Source organism: Paenibacillus sp. BK033 (assembly GCF_004345425.1).
Classification (GTDB): Bacteria; Bacillota; Bacilli; order Paenibacillales; family Paenibacillaceae; genus Pristimantibacillus.
Window position 1 is genome coordinate 98,513 of sequence record NZ_SLVP01000010.1, and the last position, 17,200, is coordinate 115,712.

Below are 17,200 nucleotides of genomic sequence, written 5' to 3' on the forward strand. Positions count from 1 at the left end.
CAGACGAGGTGTAAGAAGAATGACGGTAAATCAAGCAAACGAAGGATTATTTCACGGCGAACGCGCGATTTGGCTGCGTTTTGGACCGTACGAGGCTGCACTTCTTCCCGAGATTGGCGGCAATCTAATTGCTTTTCGGGATACGGAGGCGGAAATGGCGTTCCTGCATGAACCAACGCCCGAGGAGATGGATAGCTTCAAGGCAAGACCGATGATCCATGGCATTCCCGTGCTGTTCCCTCCGAACCGCTATGAGGATGGCAAATTCCCTTGGGAGGGGAAAGTTCATCAATTTGATGTCAATGAACCGGCAACGGGCAACCATCTGCATGGTTTTCTCTATCAGACGCCGTGGCAGGTCGAAGACTTCGGGGCAACAAAGACGGAAAGCTATGTGGTTGTATCGGTTCAGGTGGATGAGAACCATCCTTCTTATGCCAGCTTCCCGTTTAACTATACGATCCGTCTCCGTTACTCGTTAAGCGAGAACGGCCTGCTGCAGCAAGTGACGGTCCGCAATGACGGCGAAGAGGTAATGCCTTGCCTTCTTGCTTTCCATACTTCGGTGAACGCGCCGTTTGTGCCTGGCGGAGAGGCTAAAGATTACCGCATCCATATGACGCTTGGCGAGCGTTGGGAGCTGAATGAGCGGATGCTGCCAACGAAACAGTATCAGCCACTTAAGGAAGAGGAGCAGCTTATGCGCGACAGCGGGGTATTTCCGTTCTTCGAAGCGATGGATAACCATTATACGGCTCGCCCGCAGAACGGACGCAACCGGATGGAGCTGACCGATACGAAAGCGGGCATTAAGCTTGTCTATGATGTAGGCACCTCCTACAAGCAGTGGATGATCTGGAATAACAACGCGACTGAGGGCTTCTTCTGCCCTGAGCCGCAGATCAACCTGGTGAACGCGCCAAATGTGGATCTGCCAGCCGATGAAATCGGCCTTCTGAGCCTGGCTGCGGGAGAGATTTTCGAGGAATCCAGCCGGCTTTATGTTATAAAAGGCTGATAGCTTGAGCGCGAGGGCTGCCTCTCGTCATCCTTGGGATGAGGAGAGGCAGCTTTTTCGCGTGCGTGTGTCTGGCTGCTGCTCAAGGGATCGCTTGATGGCTGGATCGTGCGACACCGGGCTGCATGCTCACCAGATCCGTGCCCACCAGACTGCTGCTCACCTGCTCTTCCACTCTGCAACGAAACTACATATCGTTATTATCTGTTTCAAGCTATCATTTGATCGCCTAAATGCCATGCCATATAGCGATATATAGTTTCGTTAAAACTGGTAAGAGGTTGTTTTTCGCGTTCTAAGGCTCTGTAGTTTCGTTAGCGGGGCAAAGCGCAACTTCAGCGATTCTCATGCGTTAAACTTTAATTGAAACAGGCTGATAATTACAACAATTCGCGATCGGCAGCGATCGGCAGTGGAGGCGAAGATATGGGGATCTTTTTGTTTATTGGGTTTGTTATTATTCTGCTGGCCGTGCTCAACATTGACGGGAAGATGAAGAAGCAATTGGAGAATGAGAAGCTTATTATCGAGAAGCTTGATGCTCTGATCCATACCCAAACGAATAGAGATAAGATGGATGACGGAAACGGGATTTGAGCTTCGCGTTTTGTTTGAGTGTCCATTAGAGGAGTTTGCCGTTGCAGCGGAGCATGTTTCCCTGGAGATCATCTCATAGCGCATAGCTTCTTGCGATTTTCATTATGAGCATTGCTCCGAGGCTGCCCAGCGGTAGGATAGCTCAAACCTTTATTCCATAGCCTTATTCCATAGACTTTGTCATAAGGACATGAGGGATGCCATCCTCCATGAATTCAGCCGACGATACCCCGTAACCAAGCTTCTCATAAAATCCCTTTGCATGCGTTTGCCCGTGCAGTTTAACCTTGGGCAGTCCCTTTTCGAGCGCGATGTTTTCCAACGCGGCAATGATGTGTCTGCCAATCCCGAATTTGCGATACGGCTCTACTATGCAAATACGCTCTAGCTTGCCGATCCCTTCGACGGTACGAATTCTTCCCGTACCAACCGGTTGTCCCTCGTAATAGGCCAAAATATGCTCGCATTTTCCGTCCAACCGGTCAAACTCGTCAAATTCGTCAAATTCGTCAAATTCATCCGCAAGCGGTACTCCTTGTTCTTCGACAAATACGTTTTTTCTAATGGAAAAGGCCTTCTCCAGCTCCTCTGGCGTTGCAATAATAATGGAATTCATAAACTCCCGTCCTTTACGGATTTATTTTTTTGGCGGAAATCGTCATAATGAATAACAGCGATAAATGCAGTATATATAATTATATTATTGTTGTAAATGCAACAAAATTTAACGGTGGCAGGTGCGCGCATGAGGGAAATACTTCGTGAGGTTGGCATGATTGCGAGAGCATTGGATTCCATAAGCAATATCGAGTTCAAGGAGCTTGAGCTTACCAAGGGACAATACCTGTATTTGGTTCGCATCTACGAGCACCCGGGTATCATTCAGGAGAAGCTGGCGGAAATGATCAAGGTGGACCGGACAACGGCTGCGCGCGCGATCCAAAAGCTGGAGATCCAAGGCTTTATCGAGAAAAAAGAAGATGAATCCAACAAGAAGATCAAAAGGCTGTTTACAACGGAGAAGGGCAACCTAGCTTATCCCTTCTTGAAGAGGGAAGGGGATTATTCGAACTCGGTTGCGCTGGCGGGATTGACGGAGGGAGAAGCGGAAATCCTTTTCCGGCTGCTGCAAAGGGTCAGGAAAAATATCGAGGTCGAATGGGATTACGTAAAGAAGGGGAATAAAAGGGACTACTGAAAGAGAAGGCAGCCGTCAGGAAAGATCGGCTGCCGCATAGGAATAGGCCCGTTCAACTTTACAGATCTTCACGTTGTAGCTCTGATACCAGACTTGCTTGCCTTTCTCCTGGGCAGCCCGGTGCAGCTCATTCTGCTTCCAATTATGAATCGCCTCCAGGCTTTCCCAATAGGAAATCGTAATGCCTGCTCCCGATGCATTCCTCACGCTCTCCGCGGATAGGAATCCGGGCTGCTTTGCGGCAAGCTCATCCATTTTGTCATCCATGGCGCCGTATCCATGATCCCCATCCGTTCGTTGACTCGAAAAAATAACCGCGTAATAAGACCCTGCTGCTTCATTTGACATCTTCCATCGGCTCCTTTGGGATAAAGCTGCTGTATGGATTAGACTATACTACGGATTAGCGAATAATAGAAATGAAGAATGATCATGCCGCGCATTAAAGAATTTCATAACTTCATAATCTTTCAAAAAAACTGTAATAAAAACAATTTTATATTTTGTTACAAATAAACTAGACAAAATGCCCGAATGACGCTAATCTGATTGTAAGAAACATAATCGATACAGAGGAAGAAGGGACTTTGCGTTGTTAGAATTAACGATAGACGAGCCCGATCGTCTCGTAAAGGTTGCGCATGCTCTTAGTACACATACCAGAATCGGCATCATAAAGCTGCTGCTTGCCAAGCCAAACCTGAACATTATCGAAATTGCGGAAGCGCTTGATATACCGGTCTCCACGGCGGCTACCAACGTGAAGGTGCTCGAGGAGGCCGAGCTTATTCTGACCGAGCTTCAGCCGGCGTCGCGTGGGGCCATGAAGGTATGCAGCCGGAATTTCGACGATGTCCGCATGATCCTTAATCCGATAGCTTACTACCAGAATACGAGCAAGGCTGTTGAGGTCGAAATGCCGATCGGCCATTTCATTAACTTCGACATCCAGCCAACCTGCGGGATGGCGAATACGACCGGCATGCTGTTTATTGAGGACGAGCCCGAAAACTTCTATCACCCGGACAGCCGGACGGCCGAGATTATCTGGTTCCGCAAGGGCTGGATCGAATACCGGTTCCCGAAAAAGCTGCCGGCCGGCGCAAAGGTGAAATCGCTCGAATTCTCTCTAGAGCTATGCTCGGAAGCGCCGAATTACAATAACGACTGGCCTTCCGAAATTACGGTATGGGTAAATGACATGGAGATAGGCTCCTGGATTTCGCCCGGCGATTTCGGAGACCACCGGGGCAAGCTGAATCCGCCTTGGTGGAATGATTCCAGCACCCAGCACGGACTGCTCAAAACCTGGGCGATCGAAGAAAGCCGCAGCACCATCGATAACGAGAAGAGCTCCTCGACGACGCTGCGGGATCTGCAGATGGACCAGAAGCCCTTTATTACATTCCGGATCGGATTGAAGCCGGATGCCAAGCATCAGGGCGGGATGAACTTGTTCGGCAAATCGTTTGGCGATTACGCGCAGGGAATTATTATGCGGATGCAATACGAATAACGTCCGATTGTTCCAGATGTTTTGTTAGCACAAAGGCATCTGGAACTTTTTTATTGAATGATACAGTTTTATTGAAAGAAAGCGTTGACATTGAGATTTTACGCATGTATATTTTGTTTATAAACAAATAAGTTGAAATAAACTAAAAAATATGTCGGTATATACGAGCCTATTGAAGGAACGCTAGCGGAGGCCGTTTGAACTGTACATAAGGGTCATGGCTTATTTGTTTAGGCGCAGGAAATCATATCGTTCATTCATTATGAAGGGGGAAGCAACAAATGGCGAAATGGAGAAGCGGTAAAGTTTGGATGGCTGCAATGCTTTGTCTCATGATCGTACTGGCAGGCTGCAGCTCCAATAACGGCGGCAGCAAGGAAAGCTCGAATAACGGCAAGAACAACAGCAATGCGGCAGCGCAGGAATCCTCGAATACGGGAGCTGCGGCGGAAGGCACGGATACCGGAGCCGACGCGAAATCGAGCATCGAATTCATGGGCTGGGGCGGAGACACGGAGAAAGCCGTCTTCCAAAAGCTGATCGATGCTTATATGAAGAAGTATCCGAACAAAAAGGTAAAATACACGGTTGTACCTCCGGGCGAGTACTACCAGAAGCTTGATACCTTGATCGCGGCGAAGAAAACACCGGATGTGTTCTACGCAGGCGGCGCGAACTTCAACAAGCTCGTAAGCAGCGGCGTGCTGATGAACCTGCAGAAGATGCTGGACACAAGCAGTCTGGTTGACCAGAGCAACGTATGGCCAGCCGCTCTGGACCGCTACCGTTATGACGGTACGGCTTCCGGCAAAGGCGATATCTACGGTCTGCCGAAAGACGTTGGTCCTTGGGCGCTTGCGTACAACAAAGATCTGTTCGACAAAGCCGGTCTTCCTTATCCTAGCGCGAAAGCCGGCGAATACACTTGGGACGATATGCTTGCCGACGCGAAAAAGCTGACTGTGGCTAACGAACGCGGCAAAATCGATACCTTTGGCGTAGCGGCTTACTCCACCGAGTCTGCCGTATGGGCAAACGGAGGAGATTGGACGGACGGCAACGGCAAGATCACCATCGATACTCCGGAGTTCGCGCAAGCGATGCAATTCGTGGCGGATCTTAGCCTTGTTAACAAAGTAAGTCCTTCCCCGGACGATGAAAAAGCGCAAAACGGTTACGCGCGTTTCGTGGCGGGCAAAGTGGCGATGTTCCCGATGGGCCCTTGGGATCAACCGGGCTTCTGGGATCTGCCGTTCAACTGGGATATCGCGGCATGGCCGGCTAGCCCGAACACCGGTAAAACAGCAACATGGCTTGGATCGCTTGGCTTTGTCGTATCGGCAAAAACCGAGTTCCCTGATGACGCCTTCCGCCTTGCCGCTTACCTCAGCCTGGACCAAGATTCGCAAAGACAAAACTATGAGCTTGGCCAAGCGGTTCCAAACCTGATGGATATGGCTAAAGGCGAATTTATGCAAATGGACAAAAAACCGGAGAGCCGCCAAGTATTCCTGGATATCATTTCCGACTACGGTCGTCCTCCAATCGAGAACAGCTCGAAAAACACCAAATGGCTGGATACGTTCTGGCAGGACGCCAGCGCGGTATGGACCGGCAAGCAAAGCGCAGCCGACTTCGTGAAGGCGGAGCAGCCGAAGCTTCAAAAACTGTACGACGAAGGCAACAAGTAAGAAGGTTGAACTTGCTGGAGTACGCGGGGGGAAGACAGTCGTCTGAGGCGATGTCTTTGCCCCTCTTACCTTCGGCCAGGGAGGATTATTCATGAAGAAAAAGATACCCGGATACCGGCGCAAGGAAATGATCTGGTCGCTTATATTTGTCATGCCGCCCGTGCTTGGCTTTCTGATCTTTGGGCTGGCGCCGCTTTTAACCTCGTTTGGTCTCAGCTTTATGACCTGGGATATGCTGACCCCTTCGGAAATTGTCGGCTTCGATAATTTTCATTACATGTTTAACGACGAGAAATTTTATAAATCTCTCTACAACACCTTTTTCCTGCTTCTGGGCATTCCGCTTGGCATGATTATCTCGATGATTCTTGCCATCATGATGAACCGCAAGCTGGCGGGCATCTCGATTTTCCGGACGATTTATTACATCCCCGTCATCTCGCCGATTATTGCGGTTTCTCTCTTGTGGCAGTGGATGCTGAACTATGATTACGGCTTGGTTAACGAGTTTATTTGGAAAATCTTCGGAACGCAGGGACCGAACTGGCTGGGCGATCCGAATTGGGTGAAACCATCCTTCATTATTATGGGATTATGGGGCGGCGTTGGCGGCACGATGGTGCTGTATCTGGCCGGACTCCAGGGCATTTCTTCTACCTATTACGAGGCAGCAGAAGTTGACGGGGCTACCCGTTGGCACCAATTCAGGCATATTACGCTTCCGCTTTTGTCGCCGATTCACTTCTATGTTGTCGTTATGGGCATTATCGGAACGTTCCAGTCCTTCAGCCAAATGTACATCCTGGCAGCGGACGGCGGGCCGGAATACAGCGGCGCGACAATCGTGTACTACATTTTCCAAGAAGCGTTCAAATATTTCAACATGGGTTACGCCAGCTCGGTAGCCTGGGTGCTTGGCATACTTATATTCATCATTACATTGGTACAATTCCGCTTGTCCAAGCGGTGGGTGTATCAGGATTAGGAGGGACTTGGCAAATGGCTAATCAACGCCGACTTATCAATACCGTCATTTTTGTGCTGCTGCTTGCGGGCTCCGTCATAATGCTTGGCCCGCTGGCATGGACCGTATCCACTTCCCTTAAGACGCAGCAGCATGTGTTCGATGTGCCGCCGCAATGGATTCCCGAACCGCTCACCTGGCTCAACTATAAGGATGTCTGGTCGAAAGCGCCGTTGTTATACGGCTTTATGAACAGCGCCATCGTGGTCGTATGCGTGCTGACGGTTGGCTTGTTCGTTGCCGCAATGGCGGCTTACGCGTTCTCGAAATTCGATTTCCCGTTTAAGGAATGGATCTTTATGGCGCTGCTTGGCACGATGATGATTCCTTATTCGGTTGTAATGATTCCGCAGTATATCGGTTTCTCCGAGCTGGGCTGGGTAGATACGCTAGCGCCGCTCATCGTGCCCGGGTTATTCGGCAATATCGTCACGATCTTCTTCTTCCGGCAGTTTATGCAGGGCTCGATTCCGAACGATCTGATCGATGCGGCCAAAATCGACGGCTGCGGCTACTTCCGCACCTTTACGACCGTTGCGCTTCCGATTGCGAAGCCCGCCATTGCCGCTCAGGCCGCGCTTGGCTTTATGGGCATCTGGAATGATTTTATGGGTCCGCTGATTTACTTGCATACGCCTGAACGCCAGACGATTCAAGTGCTTATCGCAAGCATGCAGTCCAACTACATCTCCACCTCGAACTATCCGTCCCTGATGGCGGCTTCGATGATCGCGCTTGTTCCGGTAGTGATCGTGTTCTTTATGGCGCAGCGTTACTTCATCGAATCGATGGCGATCAGCGGCATTAAGGGGTAACGGCATGAGCGGATGGCAAATGAAACGATCCTTGATCGGCATTGGCATCGCGGTCGTACTCGCAGCAGGAGGAGGGATATGGTTGCTTACGCAAAAGCAGGATGAGCAAGGACAAGCAAGAGAAGCCATTACGATGGACCGGACCTATCAGAATCCGATGACGCTCGAACAGGAATGGGAGGATTACGGCATCGGCGATCCTTACGTGCTGCGCTACAACGGCAAATATTATTTATACTGCAGCACGAAGGACTGGCGGGTCGGCATAAAAGCATGGAGCTCGGACGATCTGGTGAATTGGAGCTACGAGGGTCTGGTAACGGAGGACCCGGTAAGCGAAGGAGCCTATGCGCCGGAAGTGGTGTATTGGAACGGCTCCTTCTATATGTATACGTCTCCCGCGGGCAAGGGGCATTACGTGCTGCAAAGCGACAGTCCCACAGGACCGTTCAAGGTGAAAACGGATAACTTGGGCCTGACGATTGACGGCTCCGTCTTTATCGACGACGATGCCAAATGGTATTTCACCCATGCGGAATCCGGCGGCATTATGGCCAGCGGCATGAGCGATCCTTATACGATCGAAGCGGGCGATAAGCTGAACACGTCGTTGGGGCATTGGACGGAAGGCTCGATGATTATAAAGCGGGGCGGCAGATATTTCATCACGTATACCGGCAATCACGTATTCTCCAAGGGCTATCGCGTAAATTACGCGGTAGGGCATGAGTCGCCCACGGGCCTGTATACGATACCCGACAATAATCCGATTCTCATCTCGACGGATAAGGATTTTAACGGACTTGGGCATAGCGCAACGGTGCTTGGCCCGGATATGGACTCTTATTATATCGTTTATCACAATCTGGTCGGCAGTTCAGCCGAAGGACCTCCGGTAAGGAAGCTAAACATGGACCGCCTGACGTTTAACGGGGACAAAATGGCGGTGCTTGGACCAACGCATGATCAGCCTGTTTCGGCTCCCGCGCTTCCGGCGTTCCGCGATCCGCTTGGCGGCAGCAGCCCTGGCGCGGATAAATGGCAATCGGCCGAAATCTCCGGTGCCGATGAGGCCTGGGTAACCTCGGTGCCGACGGGGGAACGTTTTACGGCGGAATACAACGTTGCCCTAGGCAGCGAGAGCGGTGAATTGGAGACCGTCTTCTCCTATGCAAGCGCGGAGGATTATCGCAGCATCCGGATTAATCCGGATGACAACGCCATTACTTTGAGGGATGCTGCGGCGGATAGAGAAGTGCAGAAGGCTTCTTTGCCAGAAGGCATGGATTTCTCCAAGCTGCATACCGTTCGGGTGGAAGCGGATCAGAGCGGGACTAGGGTTTACTGGGACGGACTTCTGCTTATCGATAATGCGGAGCTCGCGGCTAAAGCCGGACAAATCGGCTACGCCTGGACGGGAGGCTTGAAGCCGGAGCTGCGGTACACGGCATTCTCGAATGAAGCCGGCGGCAGCAGCGACAGCGAAATGATCAAGCAGGTGCCGGGCACGATGGAAGCGGTACACGCCGCAGCGTCCGGCAATAATGAAGTCACTATTCATCATGAAGGAACGCCGGACGGCAGCTACTCGGCCGAACTGACCGGCAACGCTGCGGAGCTTGCTTTCCCGGTATACGTGCGCGCGGATGGCGAATATTTGCTGGCCGCGATGGTATCGGATGCTTCGGCGGGCTCCACTCTAGAGATTGAAGCGGGCGGTATGAGGCGGTCCGTGAAGCTTAAGGCGGAAGACTTCGTTACCGAAGACGATTCCTCGGAGTGGATGAAGGTTCCTCTAGGAACTTTTCCGTTAAAGCAGGGACTGCAGTGGCTGGCGATTTCGAAAGGAAAAGGGAACCCGGACATCCGGTTCATCGAAACGAGCGAAGCGGCAGCGCCGGAAGGAGAGCGGCAGGTCACTTTTGACCCGGATTCGACCTTTGGCTATTGGCAGGAGGACAACGGTACCTATGGACTGCAGCTCGACGGCGACAATTCCATGATCTTTGGCGGCGATACCCGCTGGTCGGATATGGAGCTTGGCGTGAACGTAACGCAGACCGAGGCGACAGAAGAAGAAGCATCGATTCTGCTAAGGACAACAATGGAGTCTTCCTTCCGAGACCAGGTTGCCGATTCCTTTATCGGGTATGAGCTGACTTTCCGAAACGGCAGGATCATCTTGAAGAAAATCAGCTACGAAGTGAATCAGGAACTGACTTCCGGCTTGCTTGAGCTGGAGAAAGGCAAAGCCCGCCCGATACGGATCAAGCTGAAGGGGGCCGGCATTCAGGTATATGACGGGGACAACGACGAACCTGTTCTGGCCTGGACGGACCGGAACGCCTTCCTGCACGGACGGGTAGGACTTCGGACTGGCTCTTCGGACTGGCAGTTCAGCCAGATGACCGTATCAACGAAATAGTCTCATCACATAAATACAAACGCAGCAATATGAAGCGTAACAGGGAGCAGGGAAACCGTATGTCAACCAAAATGTATATCAAAAACTACCCCCGTCCGCAATTCGTCCGCGAGCAGTGGGTCGATTTGAACGGCGAATGGAGCTTTGCGTTTGACGACGCGAACACGGGCGAGTCGCATTTGCCGGCCGCATTCAGCAGCGATTTGAAGATTAACGTTCCTTTTACTTACGAAACGCAGGCAAGCGGCATTGGCGACGAAAGCCATCATCCTTATGTCTGGTACAACCGTACGCTGGATATTCCGGCCGAAGCGGAGGGCTCGAAAGTGCTGCTGCATTTCCAGGCTGTCGACTATATCGCGAAGGTATGGATTAACGGTACTTACGTCGGCTCCCATCAAGGCGGCTATGCGGCTTTTTCCTTCGACATTACGCCTTATATCGCCATTGGCAAGGAGAACCGGCTGACCGTTAAGGCAGAGGACAGCATGGACGCAACGCAACCGCGCGGCAAGCAGCGCTGGGTGAAGGATAATTTCGAATGCTTCTACGTGCAGACGACGGGGATCTGGCAGTCGGTATGGATGGAGTTTGTCGCTCCCGTCCGCGTAGATTCCGTCAAGATCACACCGGATATCGACAACCGCACCGTCCGTTTCGAATACCAGGTAGAAGGCGATTACTCGGCTTCGGATATCCGCCTTGAGACTATCATCAGCCTGAAGGGCCAACAAATGAAGCAGATGAGCCTGACGGTGGACCGTCCTTGGCTTCAGCTGGATGCCGATCTCGTTCACGAGGCGAACGGCCCGTGGAAGCACAGCATGTGGTCGCCGCAGCATCCGAATCTGTACGATGTGGAATTTATTTTGTACAAGGGCGATACCAAGCTGGACCATGTCTATTCGTACTTCGGCATGAGAAAGATTTCGATTGAGAAGGGACGCATCCTGCTAAACAACGCGCCGCTCTATCAAAAGCTTATACTGGACCAGGGCTACTGGCCGGATAGCCATCTGACGCCGCCGTCGGAAGAAGCGCTGATTGAGGATATCGATCTTATTATGGCGATGGGCTATAACGGCGTCCGCAAGCATATGAAGGTGGAGGATGCGCGCTTCCTGTACTGGTGCGACGTGAAAGGCCTGCTCGTCTGGTCGGAGATGGCCGCAACCTTTGAGTTTAACGACAACGCCGTCCATAAATTCACGAATGAATGGATGGAGGTCGTGCGCCAGCAGTACAATCATCCGTCCATCATTACCTGGGTTCCGTTCAACGAGTCCTGGGGTGTCATGAACATCAAGAAGGACAAGAAGCAGCAGAAGTTTACCGAGGCGATCTATCATTTGACCAAAAGCTTTGATCCTTACCGTCCGGTTATTACGAATGACGGTTGGGAGCATACGGTATCCGATATTCTGACTCTTCACGACTACGTGGAGACGAAGGAAGAATTCGAGAAGCGTTACAGCAACAAGGACGAAATCCTGAACAACGAGATTTCGTTTAACCATTGGAAGTACGCTTTTGCGGATGGGTACGAATATCAAGGGCAGCCGGTCATTGTCAGCGAATTTGGCGGCATCGCCTTCCAGACGGAAGCGGGCTGGGGCTACGGCAACCAGGTTGCGTCGGACGAGGCGTTCATGAACCGGTTCCGCAATATCCATCAGGCGATCAAGGACAGGGATTATATCGTAGGTTACTGCTATACGCAAATTACGGATGTGCAGCAGGAAGTAAACGGACTTCTTACGGCAGACCGCAAGCCAAAGATACCGATCGAGAAGATCCGCGAAGTTAATCGGATGTAATAAAAAATAGCGAGGCAGGATTAATTCCTGCTTCGCTATTTTTAGGTTTATTTTGCCGATGCAACTTGCTTCGTATCGTCCGCCGGCGTAACCTTCTTGTTCCATTCCGGCAGCGAAGCGACATATTCGTCCGACATGCTGATCAGTCGGTGTGCTCTCGTAAAGGTGTCCTCCGTATCCTGCGGCGTTGTGACCGGACCGCCCGAGATCGGATAGGTGATGCCGTCCGCGTAACCCGAGCCCGGCACAAACGCGCCTTTGTCGGTGATAAAGGAACCGGTAGGGAGATAGTAACGTTCAGGCAAAATATTGCTTGTATGATTGAGCAGATCCTGACCGAAGTGGACCTGATCCTTAAGCGAGACGCCAATCAGGTTCGAGATGGTCGGGAAAATATCCGACTGTCCGCCGACCTGAGGGAAGACCTGAGGAGTTTGATTCGGCACGGACATAATCAGCGGGATATTCATCATATCCGGCAGCGTGTAGTCACGGCCGTAGATTTCCTTCATCAGCTTCTTCTCGTTGTTGTTCAGGGAGTAAATCGGCAGTCCTTGATGGTCGCCGTACAAGACGATTACGCTGTTATCCCAGACGCCGTTTTTCTTCAGCTCGTCGATCAATTGGCCAAGCGCGTAATCCGCGTAGTTCTGGGCTTCAATGTAATCGCCGACAAGCGTATTTTTGTAACGGTCCGGCAGTTCCATCTTGTATTTGCTTTCCGGAATGCGGAACGGATGATGGCCGGACATGGAAATCAGCTGCACATAGAACGGCTGGCCGGTCTGCTGCATGCGCGCAAGCTCGTCGGCCGTCTTCGCGTACAGCACTTCATCGGAAGGACCAAACGCAACGGGATCCTCTTTGCCAAAGAACCGGTCATCATAATATTTGCCCCAGCCAAGCGCTTTATACAGCTGGTCACGGTTCCAGAACATAACATTGTTGGTATGGAAGGTTGCCGTCTGGTAGCCGTTTGCGGCAAAGGCCTTCGGCATGCTTGGCAGCTCCTTGCCCGCATACACCTCGGAAGCCGCGCCATTAGGCGGCACGTAAAGCGATGTGTTCACGACAAACTCGGCATCCGCCGTATTGCCTTGACCCACTTGCTGGAAGAAATGCGGGAAGTAGAAATGATCCGCAGCCAGCTTATTCATATTCGGCGTAATTTCTTTGCCGTCGATTTTCAAGTTGATGAGGAAATTCTGGAAAGCTTCAAGCTGAATCACGATAACGTTTTTCCCTTTGGCCGCTTCCCAATAGGCAGGCTGCGCCGGCTGGGCGCTTCCTTTTTCCTGCACGACCATTGCGGGGGTTACTTCCTCCGCGTTAATCGGCAAGTCCTTGGAAGGAGCGAATGTCGCATAGATCTCGTAATTCAGAATTCCCATGTTTTTCGCCTGCTGGAATTCGTTCATATCCTGACGGTAAGGAACAATGGCAGTCGCGCATGCGGCAACCGCAAGCACTTGTCCAGCCACGAACCAGCTCCTTCTGCCTTTGACCGATAGCGTGCGGGTCCAGGCGCGGAATCGTTTGCTGCTGGCGAACATGACAAACAGGAATACGATATCCGTAAAGATAAACAGGAAGTAAGGATCCATCAGCGAGAAGACGCTGCTGTTCACTTCGCCTACCTGGTTCACTTGGCGCAGTTCATGATAAGTAACGATAACGCCGAAATATTTGTAGTACATAATAACCGCGAAATAAATGCCGGTTAGAATGAGGTCGAGGATCAGGTAGGTCATAAACTTCTTCCTGTATGCGAAAGCCTCGATAAGACAGAAAATAAATCCGATTGATGAAATGCCGGTCAACAGCATTTTAATGATATCACCCGTACCGCCATCGAACACGATGATCCAGACGAGGAGCATTTTTAGAATCATAATGATGGAAAAAACAACAAATGGCTTATTCAGCAGCGCTTTCCACCGATATCCGTTAGTCAAAACGAATCGTCTCCCTTTCATTCAGTTAATTACCAGGGGTAAACTGTATAATATGAACGGCTGCTCCCGTTTGTACGGATTTCAGCTCGCGACTTGCGGGATTAGTAATAGGGTTGTTCAAAATCGTACGATCATGCATGCCAGCAGACGAAAAAGTGCTGCGGGGTCGCTTGACGGGAAATCATCAAAGCATCAACCTCCGAGCACGGGTGTACGAAGACTCTATTAATTACTTATTACTATAATTCATGAAGAGAAAGAAAAGCAAGACAACCTGACGTTAAGCCAGCATTTGCATGGGTTAACAACGAAATCTTATCTTGCCATAGCTGAAAATAGCGTTATGATGGAGATAGATTCATATCCTTTATATTTTAGGTACTGTAGTGTTTATCACGATTGGGAATCGCATAAAATAAGAAAGAAACTAATATTCCCTAAGCGGGAGGTACCTATGCGAACAACAGGTTGGAAAATAGCGACAGTAGCAGCGTTGGTTGCCGTTGCCATTGGTTTAAACATGAAGTCCGATCTGTTCTCCGTTTTCGCGTCCGCGTCGAGCGGCGGAGGCGGCACGATCGATCAGCTCGAGGATGAACTGGCATCGCAATTTCAAAGCAGATCCGAGCATTTTACGCTTCAATATAAAGGAGACAAGCACAAGCTTTCCGACGGCTTGCAAAATACGATTAATCTGGCGCTTGCGCAGGACGATTACACCGCGTATATCCTTGATTCCTATCTTTATACCATCCGCAGCTGGGGCAATCTGTCCACCATCAAGCTGGAGGCCAGATACCGCGAGACGACGGACCAGACCGCTGCCGTTGACGCAATGGTGAGCAAAGCGATCAAGCAGATTATTACTCCGCAGATGAACGAGCACGAAAAGGTGAAGGCAATCCATGACTGGATTGTAGGCAGATTGCAGTACGACGAAACCTTGAAGCATTATACCGCTTACGATGCTCTCACAACGGGAACGGCCGTATGTCAAGGTTATTCGCTTCTAGCCTATAAAATGCTAAAGGCTGTCGGAATTCCGGTTCTCATTGCCGAGGGCAAGGTAAAAACCGGCGATCATGCCTGGAATATGGTGCAGCTCGGCGGCAATTGGTATCATCTCGATATGACCTGGGATGACCCCGTCGTGAAGCAGGCCGGCACGCAGCAGACGGAGTCCCGCCTGAGCTATAACTATTATTTGAAGACGGATGACGAGATGCGCGTCGATCATCAATGGGTTAAAACGTATCCAGCGGCAAACCATTCGTACGGCAGCGAGCTAGCCAGGCTGAAGAGCACGGACAGCGGGAAAGCGGATGTCTATGCGAAGCTTATTACCGATCTAGGCCTGCACTGGACGGAGCCGGACAACACGGTAGCCAGCCTGGTGGAGCTGGAGCAGGAGATCCGCGAGGCCGTGATGGAGCAGCAGACGGGCATGAAGTTCCGTTATTTGAATGGCTCGCAGCTTGCGACCGATCTGTCGACGGCCTTCAAGGTAGCGCATGTGGCCGTTCGTTATTCGGCCCGTTACGAGCCGTACGGCAACGACGGTTCGATGCTGGTGCAGGTCCAGCTGGATTATCAATAATAAGCCTAAAGAACAGGAAAGAGCATTCGCTTGTAATGTAGCGAATGCTCTTTTTGTGCGCTGCGATTGCAATGCCTGCAAAGGTGGCCGGGTTATACGCTGTATATTGCCCGTATAGAGGTTAAGTTCAAGGCTTGAGTGTGCTTTCTCAAGTATACAGCCAACACAGGCTTAAAAAGTAAAGATTTGAGGTATTATCTTGTATTTCGTGCAGCGTAAATCCGCTTTTCCCGCGAAATTGCTCCAGTTATAGCATTAGATGCAACGCAGCGTGCAACTTCGCATCCGGACTTAAGCTCAAATACGGCATGCAATTACTCTCATTGCTGCTGCTCGCGGCTTCGGGCAGCGGTCATCTGCTGCCATACCGAGCCGGCCGCTTCCTCGCCGCGCTCGATTCGTTCAAGCGCCATTTGCGCTTGCAGCTGGATCTCGAACTCGGCGTCCTTCGCTGCCACGCGCAGCGCTTCAACGGCGCTCTCGTCGCCGGCTTCGTACAGGAAGCGCGCCGCGCGCCAGCGGACGAGCTTGTTCGGATCGCGCAGCGCATCAATCATCGGGCCGGTTGCGGCCGGATCGCCCCAATCGGACAACGTATCGCCGGCCGTACGGCGCACGGACACGGATTTGTCGCGCAGCGCCTCGAACAGGTAAGGCATAGCCTCCGGCGTGCGCAGATCGCCAAGATAAACGACGGCAAGACGGCGAATCGACATGTTCTCGTCATGCAGGGCTTTGGCAATCAGCGGCAGCAGCTCAGGCTCCGGAGCCATCCGCTCCAGCGCGGCGTAACGGACCTGCCATTCCGGCGATTCGAGGCGTTCGGCGATTTCTTCGCCGGACAGCGGAGCCGGTCTGGCGGGGGCAGTTGGCTCTTCGCCCGGACCTAATGCCTGAGCGGCGGAGATAAGCTCTTTCAGCCGGTCGGGCGTATAAGCAGCCTCCAGCTCCTTCACGATCTCGGCAGCAATTTCTTCAAGCTCGCCGTAACGGACGCCGAATTCCTCCAGCCTCCGCTCGCGGATCATCGATGCGCCGGCCGCTTCGGTTACGGCATCGGTGAACTTCTGCGGCAGCGCGGAGCGGGCTTCGCGCTCGCCATTCTTCACGCGTACCTGTATCGGAATGCCCCGGTACATTTGGACAAGCACATGCGCCTCGCCATAGCTCTCGGCCGCAAGCGCGGCTCCTGCCGCGGCGTCGCCGTCATTGCCGCCTTGCAGCAGCGCTCTCGCGTCGGCGAGAATACGCGCCCAGTCCGCGCTGGCAACACGGTCCAGCGCGATAAAGTCGGCCGTGCGGAAGATGCTGCGCACGCCTTCGATGGCGAGGAGGGCTTTCAGCGGCTCCGGTGCGGATTCGATTTCTTTTTTCGTATAGGATTGTCTGATGCCGCGCGGTAGCGATTCATCCACGTTCAGCTTCATGGAATTCGGACTTGGAGTCGGTTCTATTGAAATAAGTTTCATTTTCATTATGCCTCCCGTTCACTAACTTGAGCTTATAATCATAGTGTACATGAAAAAAACAGCTTACGCGAATACAGC

Annotated in this window: 15 protein-coding genes; 11 read left to right on the top strand and 4 right to left on the bottom strand. The window is 51.7% G+C overall.

Annotation, left to right across the window (positions count from 1 at the left end; translation table 11 throughout):
* Positions 1–19 precede the first annotated feature (19 nt).
* The 3 genes from EV294_RS25380 (at position 20) to EV294_RS31140 (ending at position 1,694) form a co-directional block, all read left to right on the top strand.
* The gene (locus EV294_RS25380) at positions 20–1,018 is read left to right on the top strand and encodes an aldose 1-epimerase (RefSeq protein WP_132311990.1); all 999 of its coding nucleotides are present in this window, start codon (positions 20–22) and stop codon (positions 1,016–1,018) included.
* Between the two features lie 426 nt (positions 1,019–1,444).
* Complete coding sequence (locus EV294_RS30440) at positions 1,445–1,615, top strand: hypothetical protein (protein WP_165930805.1); 171 nt, start codon at positions 1,445–1,447, stop codon at positions 1,613–1,615.
* Positions 1,596–1,694 (top strand): DUF4085 family protein, encoded by a 99-nt coding sequence (locus tag EV294_RS31140; protein ID WP_481856090.1) that lies wholly within the window; start codon positions 1,596–1,598, stop codon positions 1,692–1,694. The genes EV294_RS30440 and EV294_RS31140 overlap by 20 nt, the downstream gene beginning before the upstream one ends.
* A gap of 84 nt (positions 1,695–1,778) precedes the next feature.
* Here the strand turns inward: EV294_RS31140 and EV294_RS25385 are convergent, their stop codons facing one another.
* The gene (locus tag EV294_RS25385; RefSeq protein ID WP_132311992.1) at positions 1,779–2,231 is read right to left on the bottom strand and encodes a GNAT family N-acetyltransferase; all 453 of its coding nucleotides are present in this window, start codon (positions 2,229–2,231) and stop codon (positions 1,779–1,781) included.
* A gap of 129 nt (positions 2,232–2,360) precedes the next feature.
* Here EV294_RS25385 and EV294_RS25390 point away from each other — a divergent pair, with 129 nt between their 5' ends.
* Positions 2,361–2,813: a MarR family winged helix-turn-helix transcriptional regulator gene (locus EV294_RS25390; protein WP_132311994.1), complete on the top strand. Its 453-nt coding sequence runs from the start codon at positions 2,361–2,363 to the stop codon at positions 2,811–2,813.
* A gap of 15 nt (positions 2,814–2,828) precedes the next feature.
* Here EV294_RS25390 and EV294_RS25395 read toward each other — a convergent pair whose 3' ends face one another.
* Positions 2,829–3,161: an antibiotic biosynthesis monooxygenase family protein gene (locus EV294_RS25395; protein ID WP_132311996.1), complete on the bottom strand. Its 333-nt coding sequence runs from the start codon at positions 3,159–3,161 to the stop codon at positions 2,829–2,831.
* A 244-nt stretch (positions 3,162–3,405) separates the two neighbouring features.
* Here EV294_RS25395 and EV294_RS25400 point away from each other — a divergent pair, with 244 nt between their 5' ends.
* The 6 genes from EV294_RS25400 to EV294_RS25425 all read left to right on the top strand — a co-directional run bounded on the left by EV294_RS25400 (position 3,406) and on the right by EV294_RS25425 (position 12,101).
* The gene (locus EV294_RS25400) at positions 3,406–4,329 is read left to right on the top strand and encodes an ArsR/SmtB family transcription factor (RefSeq protein WP_132311998.1); all 924 of its coding nucleotides are present in this window, start codon (positions 3,406–3,408) and stop codon (positions 4,327–4,329) included.
* Positions 4,330–4,610: 281 nt separating this feature from the next.
* Positions 4,611–6,020 (top strand): ABC transporter substrate-binding protein, encoded by a 1,410-nt coding sequence (locus EV294_RS25405; protein ID WP_132312000.1) that lies wholly within the window; start codon positions 4,611–4,613, stop codon positions 6,018–6,020.
* A gap of 91 nt (positions 6,021–6,111) precedes the next feature.
* On the top strand, positions 6,112–7,005 hold the full coding sequence (locus EV294_RS25410) for a carbohydrate ABC transporter permease (protein ID WP_132312002.1): 894 nt from the start codon (positions 6,112–6,114) through the stop codon (positions 7,003–7,005).
* A gap of 14 nt (positions 7,006–7,019) precedes the next feature.
* Entirely contained in the window at positions 7,020–7,859 is an 840-nt protein-coding gene (locus tag EV294_RS25415; RefSeq protein ID WP_132312004.1) for a carbohydrate ABC transporter permease, read from the top strand.
* A gap of 4 nt (positions 7,860–7,863) precedes the next feature.
* Entirely contained in the window at positions 7,864–10,284 is a 2,421-nt protein-coding gene (locus tag EV294_RS25420) for a glycoside hydrolase family 43 protein (protein WP_132312006.1), read from the top strand.
* Positions 10,285–10,343: 59 nt separating this feature from the next.
* A complete protein-coding gene (locus tag EV294_RS25425) occupies positions 10,344–12,101 on the top strand; it encodes a glycoside hydrolase family 2 protein (protein WP_132312008.1) in 1,758 nt (585 codons plus the stop codon).
* Between the two features lie 47 nt (positions 12,102–12,148).
* On the opposite strand, the gene EV294_RS25430 is transcribed toward EV294_RS25425, so the two are convergent.
* On the bottom strand, positions 12,149–14,056 hold the full coding sequence (locus EV294_RS25430; protein WP_132312010.1) for an LTA synthase family protein: 1,908 nt from the start codon (positions 14,054–14,056) through the stop codon (positions 12,149–12,151).
* Positions 14,057–14,510: 454 nt separating this feature from the next.
* Between EV294_RS25430 and EV294_RS25435 the strand changes: the two genes are divergently transcribed.
* Entirely contained in the window at positions 14,511–15,653 is a 1,143-nt protein-coding gene (locus tag EV294_RS25435; RefSeq protein ID WP_132312012.1) for a transglutaminase domain-containing protein, read from the top strand.
* A gap of 320 nt (positions 15,654–15,973) precedes the next feature.
* Here the strand turns inward: EV294_RS25435 and EV294_RS25440 are convergent, their stop codons facing one another.
* Entirely contained in the window at positions 15,974–17,122 is a 1,149-nt protein-coding gene (locus tag EV294_RS25440; protein ID WP_132312014.1) for a virulence factor, read from the bottom strand.
* Positions 17,123–17,200: the final 78 nt, after the last annotated feature.

Bases quoted from the DNA above. Each gene is read 5' to 3' on its own strand.
- EV294_RS25380 (WP_132311990.1), top strand. From the start codon at position 20: ATGACGGTAAATCAAGCAAACGAAGGATTATTTCACGGCGAACGCGCG.
- EV294_RS30440 (WP_165930805.1), top strand. From the start codon at position 1,445: ATGGGGATCTTTTTGTTTATTGGGTTTGTTATTATTCTGCTGGCCGTG.
- EV294_RS31140 (WP_481856090.1), top strand. From the start codon at position 1,596: ATGACGGAAACGGGATTTGAGCTTCGCGTTTTGTTTGAGTGTCCATTA.
- EV294_RS25385 (WP_132311992.1), bottom strand. From the start codon at position 2,231: ATGAATTCCATTATTATTGCAACGCCAGAGGAGCTGGAGAAGGCCTTT.
- EV294_RS25390 (WP_132311994.1), top strand. From the start codon at position 2,361: ATGAGGGAAATACTTCGTGAGGTTGGCATGATTGCGAGAGCATTGGAT.
- EV294_RS25395 (WP_132311996.1), bottom strand. From the start codon at position 3,161: ATGTCAAATGAAGCAGCAGGGTCTTATTACGCGGTTATTTTTTCGAGT.
- EV294_RS25405 (WP_132312000.1), top strand. From the start codon at position 4,611: ATGGCGAAATGGAGAAGCGGTAAAGTTTGGATGGCTGCAATGCTTTGT.
- EV294_RS25410 (WP_132312002.1), top strand. From the start codon at position 6,112: ATGAAGAAAAAGATACCCGGATACCGGCGCAAGGAAATGATCTGGTCG.
- EV294_RS25415 (WP_132312004.1), top strand. From the start codon at position 7,020: ATGGCTAATCAACGCCGACTTATCAATACCGTCATTTTTGTGCTGCTG.
- EV294_RS25420 (WP_132312006.1), top strand. From the start codon at position 7,864: ATGAGCGGATGGCAAATGAAACGATCCTTGATCGGCATTGGCATCGCG.
- EV294_RS25425 (WP_132312008.1), top strand. From the start codon at position 10,344: ATGTCAACCAAAATGTATATCAAAAACTACCCCCGTCCGCAATTCGTC.
- EV294_RS25435 (WP_132312012.1), top strand. From the start codon at position 14,511: ATGCGAACAACAGGTTGGAAAATAGCGACAGTAGCAGCGTTGGTTGCC.
- EV294_RS25440 (WP_132312014.1), bottom strand. From the start codon at position 17,122: ATGAAACTTATTTCAATAGAACCGACTCCAAGTCCGAATTCCATGAAG.